The organism is Salinivirga sp., assembly GCF_055145285.1.
The window spans coordinates 1-14,394 of the sequence record NZ_JBSRDC010000060.1; the positions used below are offsets into that span (position 1 = coordinate 1).

At 38.7% G+C, this 14,394-nt stretch carries 15 protein-coding genes; 5 read left to right on the forward strand and 10 right to left on the reverse strand.

All coding sequences use genetic code 11. The features are described 5' to 3' along the window. Positions 1 to 210 precede the first annotated feature (210 nt). Positions 211 to 891: a tetratricopeptide repeat protein gene (locus tag ACTB0Y_RS12030; RefSeq protein ID WP_463207071.1), complete on the reverse strand. Its 681-nt coding sequence runs from the start codon at positions 889 to 891 to the stop codon at positions 211 to 213. Positions 892 to 1,067: 176 nt separating this feature from the next. Continuing rightward, entirely contained in the window at positions 1,068 to 1,979 is a 912-nt protein-coding gene (locus ACTB0Y_RS12035) for a hypothetical protein (RefSeq protein WP_463207072.1), read from the reverse strand. Between the two features lie 113 nt (positions 1,980 to 2,092). On the opposite strand from ACTB0Y_RS12035, the gene ACTB0Y_RS12040 reads away from it, so the two are divergent. After that, positions 2,093 to 2,611 carry a hypothetical protein gene (locus ACTB0Y_RS12040; RefSeq protein ID WP_463207073.1) on the forward strand — a complete coding sequence of 173 codons (519 nt, stop codon included), beginning with the start codon at positions 2,093 to 2,095 and terminating at the stop codon, positions 2,609 to 2,611. A 50-nt stretch (positions 2,612 to 2,661) separates the two neighbouring features. On the opposite strand, the gene ACTB0Y_RS12045 is transcribed toward ACTB0Y_RS12040, so the two are convergent. The 6 genes from ACTB0Y_RS12045 to ACTB0Y_RS12070 all read right to left on the reverse strand — a co-directional run bounded on the left by ACTB0Y_RS12045 (position 2,662) and on the right by ACTB0Y_RS12070 (position 6,863). Beyond that, positions 2,662 to 3,648 carry a dihydroorotate dehydrogenase-like protein gene (locus ACTB0Y_RS12045; protein ID WP_463207074.1) on the reverse strand — a complete coding sequence of 329 codons (987 nt, stop codon included), beginning with the start codon at positions 3,646 to 3,648 and terminating at the stop codon, positions 2,662 to 2,664. Positions 3,649 to 3,687: 39 nt separating this feature from the next. Beyond that, the gene (locus ACTB0Y_RS12050) at positions 3,688 to 4,347 is read right to left on the reverse strand and encodes a YggS family pyridoxal phosphate-dependent enzyme (RefSeq protein ID WP_463207075.1); all 660 of its coding nucleotides are present in this window, start codon (positions 4,345 to 4,347) and stop codon (positions 3,688 to 3,690) included. 4 nt (positions 4,348 to 4,351) lie between these two features. After that, positions 4,352 to 5,041, reverse strand: coding sequence for a response regulator transcription factor (locus ACTB0Y_RS12055; RefSeq protein WP_463207076.1), 690 nt, complete (start codon positions 5,039 to 5,041; stop codon positions 4,352 to 4,354). A 183-nt stretch (positions 5,042 to 5,224) separates the two neighbouring features. Next, the gene (locus tag ACTB0Y_RS12060) at positions 5,225 to 5,662 is read right to left on the reverse strand and encodes an NUDIX domain-containing protein (RefSeq protein ID WP_463207077.1); all 438 of its coding nucleotides are present in this window, start codon (positions 5,660 to 5,662) and stop codon (positions 5,225 to 5,227) included. A gap of 114 nt (positions 5,663 to 5,776) precedes the next feature. Next, entirely contained in the window at positions 5,777 to 6,097 is a 321-nt protein-coding gene (locus ACTB0Y_RS12065) for a YbjQ family protein (RefSeq protein WP_463207078.1), read from the reverse strand. Positions 6,098 to 6,101: 4 nt separating this feature from the next. Beyond that, positions 6,102 to 6,863 (reverse strand): C40 family peptidase, encoded by a 762-nt coding sequence (locus ACTB0Y_RS12070; RefSeq protein ID WP_463207079.1) that lies wholly within the window; start codon positions 6,861 to 6,863, stop codon positions 6,102 to 6,104. Positions 6,864 to 7,412: 549 nt separating this feature from the next. Here ACTB0Y_RS12070 and ACTB0Y_RS12075 point away from each other — a divergent pair. Next, positions 7,413 to 9,023, forward strand: coding sequence for a thiamine pyrophosphate-dependent enzyme (locus ACTB0Y_RS12075; protein ID WP_463207080.1), 1,611 nt, complete (start codon positions 7,413 to 7,415; stop codon positions 9,021 to 9,023). A gap of 21 nt (positions 9,024 to 9,044) precedes the next feature. Then, the gene (locus ACTB0Y_RS12080) at positions 9,045 to 9,626 is read left to right on the forward strand and encodes an indolepyruvate oxidoreductase subunit beta (protein WP_463207081.1); all 582 of its coding nucleotides are present in this window, start codon (positions 9,045 to 9,047) and stop codon (positions 9,624 to 9,626) included. An 84-nt stretch (positions 9,627 to 9,710) separates the two neighbouring features. Here the strand turns inward: ACTB0Y_RS12080 and dnaJ are convergent, their stop codons facing one another. Together dnaJ and ACTB0Y_RS12090 are read right to left on the reverse strand one after the other, a co-directional pair. After that, positions 9,711 to 10,865 (reverse strand): molecular chaperone DnaJ, encoded by a 1,155-nt coding sequence (dnaJ, locus tag ACTB0Y_RS12085; protein WP_463207082.1) that lies wholly within the window; start codon positions 10,863 to 10,865, stop codon positions 9,711 to 9,713. 27 nt (positions 10,866 to 10,892) lie between these two features. Further along, positions 10,893 to 11,585, reverse strand: a complete 693-nt coding sequence (locus ACTB0Y_RS12090; protein ID WP_463207083.1) for a nucleotide exchange factor GrpE — start codon at positions 11,583 to 11,585, stop codon at positions 10,893 to 10,895. Positions 11,586 to 11,772: 187 nt separating this feature from the next. Here ACTB0Y_RS12090 and ACTB0Y_RS12095 point away from each other — a divergent pair, with 187 nt between their 5' ends. Further along, on the forward strand, positions 11,773 to 13,761 hold the full coding sequence (locus tag ACTB0Y_RS12095; protein WP_463207084.1) for an agmatine deiminase family protein: 1,989 nt from the start codon (positions 11,773 to 11,775) through the stop codon (positions 13,759 to 13,761). 15 nt (positions 13,762 to 13,776) lie between these two features. After that, positions 13,777 to 14,385 (forward strand): rhomboid family intramembrane serine protease, encoded by a 609-nt coding sequence (locus ACTB0Y_RS12100; protein WP_463207085.1) that lies wholly within the window; start codon positions 13,777 to 13,779, stop codon positions 14,383 to 14,385. Positions 14,386 to 14,394: the final 9 nt, after the last annotated feature.

Genomic DNA, 14,394 nt, shown 5'->3' on the forward strand with positions numbered 1-14,394 from the left:
ACAGCCATAATTTTAAACACCGCCCATATGTTAGAAAAACAAAAGTAGTCCCCCAATTGTAAAAAACAAAATCATAATGCACTCAATGGAAGTTATTTATGCGTTTGTGTTTTCAAGTTGGGTTAATTTACTAATAATTAAGGAGAACGCAAAATAAAAAAGGGCTGCCCAATACTTTTTGGACAGCCTCTTTTTGTACGATGTATTTTTTTAAAGTGAATTTAATTCGTTTGTAATTTTTTCTGCTTTATCTTCCTGTTCCAGGTTTTGATAAACTGCTGCCAAAGATTTTAGCACTTGTTTTTCTTTAGGATTGGCTTCATAAGCTTTTTCAAATAAATTCTTTGCTTTTGTGAACTTATCGTTTGCCTTTTCAATTTCTTTTTTATATTCCTCAGGTTGTTTTTCGCGCAATGATTCTGCACTTTGAACTATTTCTGCACCTTCTTTATAAGGTTGCATTCCCTGTTTAAGATAAGCTACAGCAAGTTTTTTACTTATTCTTCCGTATGACGGAAAGGCTTCATGACCTGCTTTTAAAGTTTGAAAATATTTTTCATCTTCCTCAAGCTTATCGTAAGCAAGTGCTTTGATATAGTATACCAAATGAGATTTTTTGTGTTTAAGCTCAATGGCTTTATTTGCGTAAGGAATTAATTCATTAAATTTACGGGATTTGTAACCGGCAATTGTAGCATTGTAATAAACTGCTGTGTCGGTTTCACCCTGAGCCTTGTATGCTTTTATAGCTCGTGTGTAATCTAGAAAAGCTTTTGGGTAATTGTTTGCTTCGTAGGCTTCTGCGGCCATTTTTTCGTATCCTTTACCTGTTTGGGCAAAGACCACCAGACCTGTCATGAGTGCTGCAATGAATAAGAGAATTCGTTTCATAGTATATTTATTTAATTTGACCACAAATAAAATATTTCAAGTTGAATAAATCAAAATATATTACAGCGAAAATTGTGCCTCTTTGATAAACAGCTGTTCAAACCTTTTATTTATTAATGTTTTTTACATAAAAAAACGGAACAAAGTTCCGTTTTTAATTCACCATTTGCAGTAGTTTAGTTAGGTTGTACTATTCCACTTCTTATGGAATCAACAACATTGGTGAGTTTCTTTATATGGCTTTTATCATAATACACGTCTGCTTTTGCTGTCAATACTGTTTTTCTTTCACTTTCATTGGTGATAGATTCAACTTCGGAGCTGACCAGCTTAAAGTTTTTATAAATTGTATTGATTCTTTTAAGGGCACTTAGGGCTTTATTTACATCCTGGCTTTTTTTGTAGGTAGAAAGAAGTTGTATGAGTGATTGTAAAGACATCTTTTGGTCGGTTATACGATCGATAATTTCTTCATTTTTGGGAGCCAATTTCGCATGCTGGGTAGCAAGATATAGCCCTTCTACCCAACCTCCGGCGATGAGCAGTGCGGCGGTTTCGGGTCTGTCGTTTTCTTTCAGGAAACCATCTGAGTTCATGAATGTTTCTGAGATGATATCCATAAGTGAGTCACGGTTATTAATATTATTTTCAAGTCTGCTAATTATTTCCTGATCAATTGCGTTTAATATGCCCAGGTTTTCTGCTAATTTTTTGGCTGCAGCCATATATTTAATAGCTACCTGCGACTGATCGAAAATACTTGCATAACTAATATCTGCACTGTATACGCCGAGGTTCATGGCAAGTTTGTAGGTGCTTACATAGTTATTTTGATTTTCGGTAGGATTAAGTAAGTGGGGTGTATAGTCTACACCACTCCTTTTAATAAGCATGGCAGTTTCAATGGGAGAGGGAAGAGAATAAAAAACCTGTTTGGCTTTGTTAAAGTCCTTTTTTAATTGCTCTGCTTTTTTCTGGCTCTCACTGGCCAGGTTTTTTTCGATTTTTTTCGATTTATCCTGAACACATGCGCTGATCATAAAAAACGATAAGGCTATGATTGTCAAGAGCCTGAGAACCTTTGGCATAATTATGTACAATTTTAGTTTCCGTAAAATTAAATAAATTTAGGGAAATATAAAACAACTAATCGTTTTATGCAAGCAACACAAAAACATTATTTTTGTAAAAAATTTGCATTATGGAAAATAAAAAGATAAATAAAAGTATTATTGAGGGGCTGAATGCTAAAACGAAAGATAAACAGCTAAAAGCAATTGAAGATATACGGAGTGGTGGAAATGTGGCATATTTACCTTATTTGGCCAATGTGTATGTAAAAACAGTGAGCAGTGATGTAAAAGATAAAATTTCTGCTGTATTTCAGGATATTAAGCATACTGATGGGGCAGAAACAATTGTTACGCTTTTAAGAAACACATCGAATGCTGATTTGAGGTCAATGCTACTTACGGCATGCTGGTCTTCGCGTCTTGATTTTAGTCAATACCTGCTTGATTTTGTCGATATTGCCCTGGAGTGTGATTATTTGGTAGCTTTTGAGGTTGTAACTGTGGTTGAAAACTTTGAAACTGCACCTCCTGAAGCTGAATTGGAAGAGGCTATTGGTCGTTTGCGTGGATCTGTGGGTTCGCAACATTTTTCCAAAAGAGAGTTATTGCTGGACATGATGCATGCCCTTGAAGATTTTAAAAAGTAATCAAAAAAAAATCCTCCGTGTGGAGGATTTTTTTTGATATGTCGTAGCATTTAAACGTGATTCGAAAAATATTTCATGAATTGTGATCTTTCGTACATTTCAGGATTTTCGATTTTATCGTAATTTAATTTGCCACGGAAATTTTTGAGATTTTCAAATCCTTTGTTGTCCATCCAGGTGTTGAGTTCCTCGACCATGTCAGGAATAATTCCAGTTCCGTTTTTGTAAACGCTTGAGCAAATCTGTACGGTTGTAGCTCCGGCGAGGAGCAATTTTATCATTGCTGGGGCGTCGTGTACTCCTGTGGATGCCGATATATCCAGACCATGTATTTTTCCGGATGCAATGGCAACCCAACGTAATACCTTTCTTAAATCACCTGGGTTCGAGAAGACTTCAGCACTTTTCAGTGAGAGTTTCTCAATATCAATATCGGGCTCGTAGAACCGGTTGAAAAGGGTAACCCCATTCACACCATCTGCGTTGAAGCGGTTCAATACTGCAAGCAGGTTCGTGAATTGTTGTGAGATTTTGAATATTAATGGAATGCTGGTCGTTTTACGTAATTTTTGGAAAAGCTCATGATAAACCAATTCATACTTTTCTGATTTTTGATTGCGGTCGAGTGGTAAAATAAACATATTGACTTCCAGTGCATCAGCTCCTGCGTCCTGAATGGATTTTGCAAAGCTAATCCATTCAGATGCTGTAATACAGTTGATGCTTGCTATAACAGGAATATCTACCGCTTTTTTAGCTTCACGAATGAGGTTCAGATAATCGTTAAGGCTATTGTCTTTTGTGTATTCCTTAATGTAGTCTGCAGCTTCTGGATATTCATTTGTTTCATTGCTGGCTATTGTATTTTGTGCCTCAAAAGAAATTTGTTCTTCGAAAAGGCTTTTAAGTATAACCGCACCTGCTCCTTTTTCAGCAATGTCTTTAATTTTACTTACACTGTCTGTTAAGCCTGAGCTCCCTACTATGAGCGGGTTTTTGAGTTCAAGTCCTGCAAATTTGGTTGTTAGATCAGCCATAATGTATGTTTTAATTTTTTTTACAAATTAAGCATTTTTTCAGTAATTGCGGGCTCCAAAGATGGAACTTCCTACGCGTATAATAGTGGCTCCCTCTTCTATGGCAATTTTGTAATCCTGAGACATGCCCATGGATATTTGATCGAATTCTGCTCCAAAATTAGTTTTGATTTGTTCAAAAACTTTTTTGAGCTGTTGAAACTCTCTTCTGATCTGGGCTGTATCGTCTGTAAATGTTGCCATTCCCATTACTCCTCTGAATTTTAAATTTTTTAATTCAGACAGGTTATGTTCCTTTATCATGGCTGAAAACTCCTCGATTGAGAAGCCAAATTTAGTCGATTCCTCTGCAATATGGAATTGCAGAAGGCAATCGATCACCCGCTCATTTTTTTTTGCTTGCTTTTGTATTTCTTTGGTTAGTTTAAACGAGTCTACTGCATGAATCATATGCACAAACGGCGCAATGTACTTGACTTTGTTCCGTTGCATATGTCCAATCATATGCCAGCGGATGTCATCGGGCAATTCTGGTTGCTTGTTTTGCAACTCCTGGGCCTTATTCTCGCCAAAGTCTCGTTGGCCGGCTTCATAAGCCTCTAAAATATCTGAAACAGGTTTGGTTTTGGATACAGCTACTAACGTTATTTTTGGTGAGGTTTCGTCTTTTACCTTTTGTAGATTTTCTTTTATTGACATGAAATTACGCATTTACACTTAGCACAAATCCTACCCCATGAATGTTTTCAATTTTTATGTTTTCGTCCGTTTTGAGGTATTTACGTAGTTTTGTGATGAATACATCAAGGCTTCTGCCATTGAAATAGTCATTTTCTCCCCATATTTTGGTGAGCATTTCTTCCCGCTTCACAATTTCGTTCATGTTGTCGCAAAGCATTTGTAATACATCTGCTTCCCTTTTGGTCATTCTGCGTTTTTCTGAACTGCTTTTTAGTTCAAGATTTTTACAATCGAAATTAAAGTCACCTATATCGTAGGTGCACTCGTCCTCACGGCTTTTTGTCGTGCGTTTGAGTAAAGCATTGATTCTAAGAAGCAGCAGTTCGTTATCGAATGGTTTGGCTATATAATCATCTCCCCCTGCATTGAAACCAGAAACCTGGTCATCTTTCATGTTTTTTGAAGTCAGAAAGATGATGGGGATATCGTTGTCAATTGCCCTTATTTTTTTTGCAATTTCATAACCGTCTTCTTTTGGCAATATTACATCAAGTATCACCAAATCAATCGGTTGGTTTTTAAATAGATCCATTCCTTCCTGTCCGTCTTGTGCTGTATGTACTTCGTATCCTTTAGCATTAAGTGCATCAGATACCATAACGGCTTCTGCAGGATTATCCTCTACGATTAGTATAAGTGTTTTCTCTAGCATGGTAATTAGCTTTCGTTGACTATTTTATGGTAATATAACTGTCCTTATTCAAATTCTAATTGAAAATTTCTACTAAATTACGAAAAACTTATTTTTTTTAACAAGTCTTTAACAGGGTTTTATCAACTTTTTGAGCACTTTCATGTAAAAAGTCAGTTACAGTCGGCTTTTTAGTTGAGAAAATTATTCAAATATTTTATTTTTAATGGCCTCTTCAATAATTTTTTGATGATCGAATGCCAAATTTGGCAAATTATTTAGTAAAAACCATTTTGTTTTGGCCGCATCATCCCCAGGTTTGGCTTTTTCTGTCAGATCCGGGTCGATTTTGGCATAAAATACTGTACTAATGGTTCTCCCCCGGGGATCTCTGTCGGGCTCAGAAAATGTTTTAAATTGTTGCAGGTTTTTTATTGCTAACCCAGTTTCTTCTTTTAATTCTCTTTTTGCGGCTGTTTCGAGCGTTTCGTTCTCGTCTACAAATCCGCCAGGGAAAGCCCACTTACCCTGAAATGGTGTTTTTTTGCGTTCAATTAAAAGCACCTGGCTGTTTGCTTCATTTGTCATCAGAATGATATCGACTGTAACCGCAGGCCTTGGATATTTATAGGCATAAGTCATTAATAATCTTTCTTGTCAAAATTTTCATTCTTCGATTTTCTGTACTGAATGATTGCGAAAACGATCACTATCAATACAAAGGCTGCCATCAAGTATGGAAAAAATACTGGCATTTTAGCTTTTTTTGATTTTTACAGCTGTACCATAGACCAAAATTTCTGAACATCCCTGCATAACCAGGGAAGTCATAAACCGGATATTAATTACTGCATCGGCTTCGAGTTTGGCTGCTTCATCGTTCATTCTCTGCAGCGCTTGCTCGCGGGCATGTGCCATTAGTTTGGTATATTCATTCACTTCTCCGCCAACCAGATTTCTTAGGCCTGCGAAAATGTCTCTTCCCAAATGCCTCGCCCTTACTGTACTTCCTCTTACAACGTCAAGTGTTTCTTCTATTTGGTATCCGGCAATATGTTCTGTATTTACATTTATCATGGCATTAGATTTTAAATCGTTTAATCACTCTTAAATGATGTGTATATTGGTTAAGTGACTTGTTGTATATTCCCTGATGGTCGATTGGGTCGATTCTAACTTCTCCTGATGCATGTACAATTTTTTTATCACTGGTTAATATGCCAGTATGTGTAATTTTACCTTCTTCATTGTCGAAAAAGCATACATCGCCTTCTTGAGCTTCTGATAAAAATGCAATGGTTTTTCCATAACTTACTTGTTCGCTGGCATCGCGTGGCAAAAGAAAATTAAAAAGCTTGAATGTGTTCACCACTAAGGCCGAGCAATCGATGCCCATGAGCGTGCGTCCGCCCCATAAATAAGGCGCTCCGAGCAGAGAAGCTGCAATTGTTGATGGCGTTTGCGTGATTTCTGTTTTACCTTCGATTAGTTGGAAGGACTGATTGGCTATTTTGCCATGCGATTTGTTTAAGAAAGGCAGCGTGCTGGCCATTGACAGCACCAGCTTTTTTTCCCCTAATTTAATAAGGCTAAATGGAGATGTGACTTTGGGATGGTTGGCAGATTGTAATGTTTGGTATTCTTCATGCGAAATAAGCGTCAATGTTCGTGTGTCGATCCAACCAAGATATTGGTCCAGATCAGTATAGATAAAAAACCAGGAGCCTTTTTGATCAACAACCTTACAGGTCTCGCCAAAGAGCATTTGCGTCACAAGTTCTGACGATTCAGCTTTTGTGGCTCTAACAGCTATTTGGCTTAATGTACAGACACCATATTTCATGGTTTAAATTTTAAAGCATTTATAATTCAGCCGGGTAAATGTACATGCTATCATTTGTAAATGCAAGAAAAATAGTGGTGCATGTGCATTATATGGTGTATGACAAGGGTAATTATCTTCATCCGTTTATAATTTTGATTTTAATGGTCTCACGAAAACCTTCGTTAGGAGCTCGCCAAAGCTATGCGAAGGTGCAGTCTCGCTCTGCCGTGCGCGTTCGCTGAAGCTATTGCGTTTCGCCTGCGGCAAGCCTATGGCGACTGAAGAGAAGCGAAAGCTTCGCGAAGGCCCGTGTGTCAAATTTTTTGTCATGGCTCGGTTCATGTGTCTAAGATCATTTGTTTTTCTCAAAAAGTTGGTTATTTTTGAAAGCAATAAAATGAAGATCATTTTATTTATGAAAAAGATTTATTTCCCCGGTATGTATTACTTCGTTATTGCCATCAACGTGGGATTCCAGAAGCGTTTTGGTGGTCTATAATACCGGATTGTTATTTTCACTTATTCTGTCTTAGAAAATAAATCAATCATAACTAAAAATATAATTCGATGCAAAAACTTTTATTGGGTGACGAGGCTATTGCACAGGGTGCGATAGATGCTGGTATGTCTGGTGTTTACGCCTATCCTGGTACGCCTTCAACCGAAATAACCGAATATGTGCAGGCGAGTAAGCTTGCAAAAGAAAGAAAAATACACAGTAACTGGGCAGCAAACGAGAAAACAGCCATGGAAGCTGCGCTGGGTATGGCTTATGCCGGTAAGCGAAGCATGACCTGTATGAAGCATGTAGGTTTAAATGTGGCCGCCGATAATTTCATGAATGCTGCCATTACAGGCGTTAATGGCGGTATGGTAGTTGTCGTGGCCGATGACCCGTCGATGCATTCATCACAGAATGAGCAAGATTCGCGTTTTTATGGCAAGTTTGCCATGATTCCTATACTGGAGCCTTCAAACCAGCAAGAGGCTTATGATATGGCTTACGGAGCTTTTGATTTATCGGAGAAATATAAAATTCCCGTAATGATTAGGATTACAACCCGTATAGCACACTCGAGAGCTGGTGTTATTACTAAAGAATTGAAACCACAGAATGACCAGTCACTGCCGTCTGATGCCCGCCAGTTTGTTTTATTACCTGCCATTGCCCGCAAGCAATATAAAGGGTTACTGGGGAATCAGAGTCATTTTATTGCGGAATCTGAAAATTCCGCTTACAATCAGTATTTTGAAGGCAGTGATAAAAGCATGGGTATCATAGCCTGTGGCTTGGGCTATAATTATTTGCGTGAAATACTTCCCGAAGGTGCGTGCAAATTTCCGGTGCTTAAAGTGACACAATACCCTTTGCCGGAGAAACAGGTAAAGCAGCTTGCTGAAGAAACAAAAAAGTTGTTGGTGATAGAAGAAGGCTACCCGTTGGTAGAGGAAATGATTAAAGGATTCTTAGAAAAAGAACCTGTAACAGGCCGTTTGGATGGTACCTTACCACGCGATGGAGAGCTGAATGCCGATATTGTAGCTGCTGCATTGGGTATTCAAACAGGCAGTAAAGAAAGTAAAATTCCTGATTTTGTGGCCAATCGTCCGCCAAGCATGTGTCCGGGATGCAGCCACATTGATGTTTATAATGCATTAAATGAAGCATTGGCTCCATTTGGTCAAGGACGTGTTTTTTCGGATATAGGTTGCTATACCCTGGGAGCATTAGAGCCCTTTAATGCCATTAATACCTGTGTAGACATGGGCGCCTCGGTAACCATGGCAAAAGGTGCAGCAGATGCCGGTTTGGTTCCTGCGGTTACAGTTATTGGTGATTCTACTTTTACGCACTCTGGAATGACAGGTTTGCTGGATGCAGTAAATGAGAATTCCCCGATTACAGTTATTATTTCTGATAACGAATCGACATCAATGACCGGAGGGCAGGACTCTTCAGCTTTAGGCCGCATAGAATCTATTTGTCAGGGTTTAGGCGTAGATCCTGAACATATTCGTGTGTTGAATCCAATCAAGCGCAATCATGACGAAATGATAAAAGTGATGCAGGAAGAGTTTGATTATGATGGTCCGTCTGTGATTATTCCGCGGCGCGAATGTATACAAAAAGCGGCTCGCAGGAGAAAAATGGAAGCTAAACAAAAAGCAAAAAGTTAAAAATCCTAAAATCTGAATATAATGAAAACTGATATCATATTAGCCGGTGTAGGTGGTCAGGGAATTCTTTCTATTGCTGCTACACTTGGTACTGCAGCACTTGAGAACAACTGGTACCTGAAACAGGCAGAAACACACGGTATGAGCCAGCGGGGAGGCGCCGTTGTATCGCACCTCCGCATTTCGGACAAACCGATTTATGCAGATCTTATTCCAAAGGGTAGTGCCAATGTAATAATTTCAGTTGAGCCTATGGAATCACTACGCTATGTAGATTACCTGTCCGAAGATGGTTACTTGGTAACCAATACAAAATCATTTGTAAATATTCCTAATTACCCCGATGAGGAAAAGCTAATGAAGCATATTAAAGCGCTGCCAAATGTTGTAGCAATAGATGCTGATCAAATTGCCAATGATTTAAAAGCCCGTCGTAGTTCCAATATTGTGATGCTGGGTGCTGCTGCTCCTTTTCTTAATATGGAACTTTCGATACTCGAAAGTGGATTGAGGCAAATATTTGGTTCAAAAGGAGAAGAAATTGTAGAAATGAACATGAAAGCCCTGCATGCAGGTTATGAATTTGCAATGGAGAATAAATAGTAACTCGAAACCTATTAATAAAAAAAACCGGCCTCAGAATGAGCGCCGGTTTTTTGTTTATATGGTCAATTTATATGATAATGTTTATCCAAAATAATCTCTCATGCGTTCAAAGATGCTTTTTTCTTTCTTCTTGGGTTGTGGCTTAAAGTTTTCGGATTCCTTTAGCTTTTCAATGATTTTACGTTCTTCACGACTGATTTTTTCTGGCAACCATACATTAATCTGCACCAGCATGTCGCCGCGGCCATATCCATTAACTTGTGGAATTCCTTTATTTCTGAGTCGTAATATTTTGCCTGATTGTGTGCCCGGGTCAATTTTGATCTTTACCTTACTTTCCACAGTAGGGATTTCAGCAGTAGTGCCCAGAATGGCATCCGGCATACTTATGTAAAGGTTGTAAATCAGGTCGTTGCCATCGCGTATAAAATCTTCGTTTTCTTCTTCTTCTATTACAACAAGCAGGTCGCCGGGAATACCACCTCTGCGGGCGGCGTTGCCTTTACCATTTACGTTGAGTTGCATGCCCTCGGTTACACCTGCAGGAATTTTAATGCTAATAACCTCTTCATCTTTTACAATACCTTCTCCGTAGCAGGTTGTGCATTTTTCTTTAATACTTTTACCTTCACCACCGCATGTTGGACATGCTCCTGTGGTTTGCATTTGTCCGAGGAAAGTGTTCGAAACGCGTGTTACCCGTCCACTACCGTTACATGTAGTACATGTGCTGTAAGCTCCGTTTTTAGCTCCTGAACCACTACAAGATTTACATTCTGTGTATTTTTTTACTTTCACCTTTTTCTCCACTCCATTTACCATATCCTGGAGTGTGAGTTGAACACGAATGCGGATATTTGAGCCTTTATTTACTCTCTGACGGCTACGGCCGCCTCCAAAACCTCCGAATCCGCCAAAATCTCCAAATCCAAAGGCATCGCCAAAGATGTCACCAAATGAACTGAATATATCATCCATACTCATGCCGCCACCGCCGAATCCACCGGCTCCTTTGACGCCGTCATGTCCAAATTGATCGTATCGTTGTCGCTTGGTGTCGTCACTCAAGACTTCATAAGCTTCAGCAGCCTCCTTAAATTTGTTTTCGGCTTCTTTATCGTCCGGGTTTTTATCCGGGTGATATTTGATGGCCATTTTTCGGTAGGCTTTTTTTATCTCATCTTTTGAGGCATCGCGTGAAATACCTAATACTTCGTAGTAATCTCTTTTACTCATAATCCTTACTTTCTGTAATTGCGCCGCTTATTCTCCAATGACAACTTTGGCAAATCTAATAACCTTATCGTTGAGTTTGTAACCTTTTTGAATTACATCTACCACTTTACCTTTTAGTTCTTCTTTTGGAGCAGGTATTTTTGTCATGGCTTCGTGCACATCAGTGTCGAACTCCTGATGCATGGCATCAATCTCTGCAACACCTTTTTGTTTCACAAAATCTTTGAATTTTTGATCGATAAGCTGCATTCCTGCCTTAATGGCATCTTTGTCTTCTGCAGCTTCAATTGTTTCTATTGCACGATCCATATCGTCTATTACCGGCAATAAATCTATTAGCACATCTTCGCCAGCTGATTTTAGTAAGTCGGCTTTTTCTTTTATAGTGCGTTTGCGGTAATTGTCGAACTCAGCCTGCAACCTTAGGTAGCGGTCGTTAATTTTTTCAACTTGTTCGCCCAGTTCCTGAATCTTTTCTTCTTTAGGATCTTTCTTTTTTGATTTTTTGCTGCTTTTACTCTTGTTGTCTTTTGAAGAATTCTTGTTGTCTTTTGATTTATCTTCTATATCAGAAGATTCTTCTTTATTATCGTTTTTATCTTTTGCAGCTTCTTGTTTTTCTTCGGTTTTTGAATGATCCTTATCAGAAGATTCTGGCTTACCATTACTGGTTTGTTGCTGTTTTTTTTCTTCTTCTTTTGGGTTCGATTTATCTACCATAATGATATCTTCTTTATTTTGTATCAATGCAGGGTATCAAAACTCCTGCCAAATCAAAATATTTTTGTCAACTTGTCAGAAGTGCCTGCAAATGGCTGTTTTTAGATAGACAGGTGACAAGCTGTCCCGTTTGCAAAACTCGATATTTTTTGGTTAATTCACTTGATTTTACACAAAAATTTAAGCTATGAGAATTATTTATACTACTATCTTGTTTTTGTTTTTGGGTTTTGCGGCAACTGCCCAAACGCTACCCCATAAGATGACAGAGGCTGAGAAAAAGCTGATGCCTGTGTATCTTGAAAATATTCAATCTAAAGGTGATACAACGCCTCCTGATTTTCCGGTAAGAGCAGCCGCAGAATGGGAAGAAATGCAAGGCGTCGCTATATCATGGCAAGGTTTCTCCGATATTCTAACAGAAATTGTGCGTCATAGCGTTGAGCAGGGAAAAGTTTATATCGTTACTACAAATTCGTCCTCGGTTTCTTCTTCCCTTACAGGTGCAGGTATAGCGCTTGATAGTGTGGTGTTTGTTAATGAATATGCTAATAGTATCTGGATTCGCGACTATGGTCCGGGGAATGTTTACAAAGAGAATGTGGATTCTTTAATATTTGTGGACTGGATTTACAATCGCCCCAGGCCCGATGATGATGTTATACCTGCGGCACTGGCCAATGAGATGAATATCCCGCTTTATGAGAACACTACATCACCTTATGACCTTGTTGGAACAGGAGGTAATTTTATGAGCGATGGTTTTGGGCTGGGTTTCTCTTCAGAGTTGATTGTGGAGGAGAACCCCGGACATACAACCCAGGAAATAAAAGATATTGTACAGGCTTTTATGGGTATTGAAGAGTATGTGCTTATGGAAACCCTTCCATACGATGGTATACACCATATTGATATGCACATGAAGCTCCTCAACGAGGAAACTTTGCTTGTGGGTGAATACCCGGAGGGAGTGGCTGACGGACCACAAATAGAAGCGAACCTGCAATATGTGCTCGATAATTATCAAACGGTTTTTGGAACTCCATTTAATGTGGTGCGCATTCCTATGCCGCCGGATGCTTACGGTAACTATCCTGATGATTATGGAGACTATCGTACATACACGAATTCATTGATTCTTAACAAACTTATCCTGGTGCCGATTTATGGTGCCGATAGCGATGAACAGGCATTGAATATTTATCGCGAGGCTATGCCGGGTTATGAAGTTGTGGGTATTGATTGTGATGATATAATTGGACTTAGTGGAGCTATACACTGTATTACGCACGAACTGGGAGCTCATAATCCGCTTTTAATGTCGCATCGAACTTTGAAAACCATAGATGCCGTGAGCCGTAATCATGAGGTAACTGCTTATTTGGAACATAAAACAGGTATTGAGCATGCAAGTGTGATGTACCGGACAGATACTACAGCTGCTTTTTCTCCATTAAATATGGTGCAGGATGCAGATTCTACAGAACTATGGCATGCTCAGATTCCGGTATCTTCAAAATCTGACTCAACAATTGTACAGTATTACCTGAGAGCCGTGGCCAATAGCGGGAAAGAGCAGTATAAACCAATAACAGCGCCTGAAGGGTATTGGACTTATAAATATGATCCTTCCAATAATATTCCGGTGGCAAACGCTGGTGCAGATCAGACTGTAGATGCTGGTGCCATTGTTAACCTCGATGGTTCAGCCTCATATGACCCGGATGGGGAGGACATTACTTATAATTGGTGGACAAATGCCAATGTCGATATAATTAATGAAAACTCTGCCCAGCCTTCTTTTGAGGCTCCATTTCCTGAAAATGATACCATAATTCAAATGTATCTTGAAGTAGCAGATCAGGTAACAACTTCGGAGCCTGATACTGTGTATATTACAATAAATGCAGGCATGTCTGTGAAAGAAATGGTAAAGAGTGACCAGTGGAAAGTTTACCCCAATCCTGCAACATCTGAGGTGTATATTGCGTTTGAAGAACAAATTCCTGAAATGGTTCGTATGGTGAATACCAACGGCCAAACAGTACTGAATGAGCCTTTTTACGGAACCAGTCGCATGTTTAAGTTAAATGTAAGTGGCTTTAATTCGGGGTTGTATTTAGTTCAGGTAATTTATAATGATCAAGTTTTAACCAAAAGAATAATCATAAATTAAAATCTTAATCTTTAAATGACACTATTTATAATTGTTATTACTGCGGTTGTATCTGTTTATGCATTTCAGCGTCCTGAATTAATGTACAGGTATAATTTTTCTCCTTACCAGATTATAAAACGAAAAGAATATTACAGGCTCTTTTCACACCCTCTGTTGCATGTAGATTGGATGCATTTGATTATTAACATGTTGGTGCTCTATTCGTTTGCCAATGTGCTAATATTCTTTTTTAACCATTACTTTACTTTTATGCCAGCCGGGCTTTTGTTCCTTATTTTTTATGTGCTGGCAATTGTAGCTTCCAGTCTGGTAAGTTTATTTAAACAAAAAAATAATTATAGTTACAGTGCAGTAGGTGCATCTGGAGCCGTATCTGCGGTTGTATTTGCCTGTATTTTTTTTGCACCTCTGGAAAAGGTGTTGTTTTTCGGAATAGTGCCTATTCCCGGGATCATATTTGGTATTGCTTACCTGGCTTATTCCTACTATATGGGAAAAAAGAATATGGATAATGTTGGCCACGATGCCCATTTTTGGGGTGCTGTTTTTGGTTTTGTTTTCCCTGTAGTTTTAGAACCTCGATTAATCAATGTATTCTTAAATCAGCTGTTTAACTGGTAAAAGTGAAAC

Bases quoted from the DNA above. Each gene is read 5' to 3' on its own strand.
- ACTB0Y_RS12030 (WP_463207071.1), bottom strand. From the start codon at position 891: ATGAAACGAATTCTCTTATTCATTGCAGCACTCATGACAGGTCTGGTG.
- ACTB0Y_RS12035 (WP_463207072.1), bottom strand. From the start codon at position 1,979: ATGCCAAAGGTTCTCAGGCTCTTGACAATCATAGCCTTATCGTTTTTT.
- ACTB0Y_RS12040 (WP_463207073.1), top strand. From the start codon at position 2,093: ATGGAAAATAAAAAGATAAATAAAAGTATTATTGAGGGGCTGAATGCT.
- ACTB0Y_RS12045 (WP_463207074.1), bottom strand. From the start codon at position 3,648: ATGGCTGATCTAACAACCAAATTTGCAGGACTTGAACTCAAAAACCCG.
- ACTB0Y_RS12050 (WP_463207075.1), bottom strand. From the start codon at position 4,347: ATGTCAATAAAAGAAAATCTACAAAAGGTAAAAGACGAAACCTCACCA.
- ACTB0Y_RS12055 (WP_463207076.1), bottom strand. From the start codon at position 5,041: ATGCTAGAGAAAACACTTATACTAATCGTAGAGGATAATCCTGCAGAA.
- ACTB0Y_RS12060 (WP_463207077.1), bottom strand. From the start codon at position 5,662: ATGACTTATGCCTATAAATATCCAAGGCCTGCGGTTACAGTCGATATC.
- ACTB0Y_RS12065 (WP_463207078.1), bottom strand. From the start codon at position 6,097: ATGATAAATGTAAATACAGAACATATTGCCGGATACCAAATAGAAGAA.
- ACTB0Y_RS12070 (WP_463207079.1), bottom strand. From the start codon at position 6,863: ATGAAATATGGTGTCTGTACATTAAGCCAAATAGCTGTTAGAGCCACA.
- ACTB0Y_RS12075 (WP_463207080.1), top strand. From the start codon at position 7,413: ATGCAAAAACTTTTATTGGGTGACGAGGCTATTGCACAGGGTGCGATA.
- ACTB0Y_RS12080 (WP_463207081.1), top strand. From the start codon at position 9,045: ATGAAAACTGATATCATATTAGCCGGTGTAGGTGGTCAGGGAATTCTT.
- dnaJ (WP_463207082.1), bottom strand. From the start codon at position 10,865: ATGAGTAAAAGAGATTACTACGAAGTATTAGGTATTTCACGCGATGCC.
- ACTB0Y_RS12090 (WP_463207083.1), bottom strand. From the start codon at position 11,585: ATGGTAGATAAATCGAACCCAAAAGAAGAAGAAAAAAAACAGCAACAA.
- ACTB0Y_RS12095 (WP_463207084.1), top strand. From the start codon at position 11,773: ATGAGAATTATTTATACTACTATCTTGTTTTTGTTTTTGGGTTTTGCG.
- ACTB0Y_RS12100 (WP_463207085.1), top strand. From the start codon at position 13,777: ATGACACTATTTATAATTGTTATTACTGCGGTTGTATCTGTTTATGCA.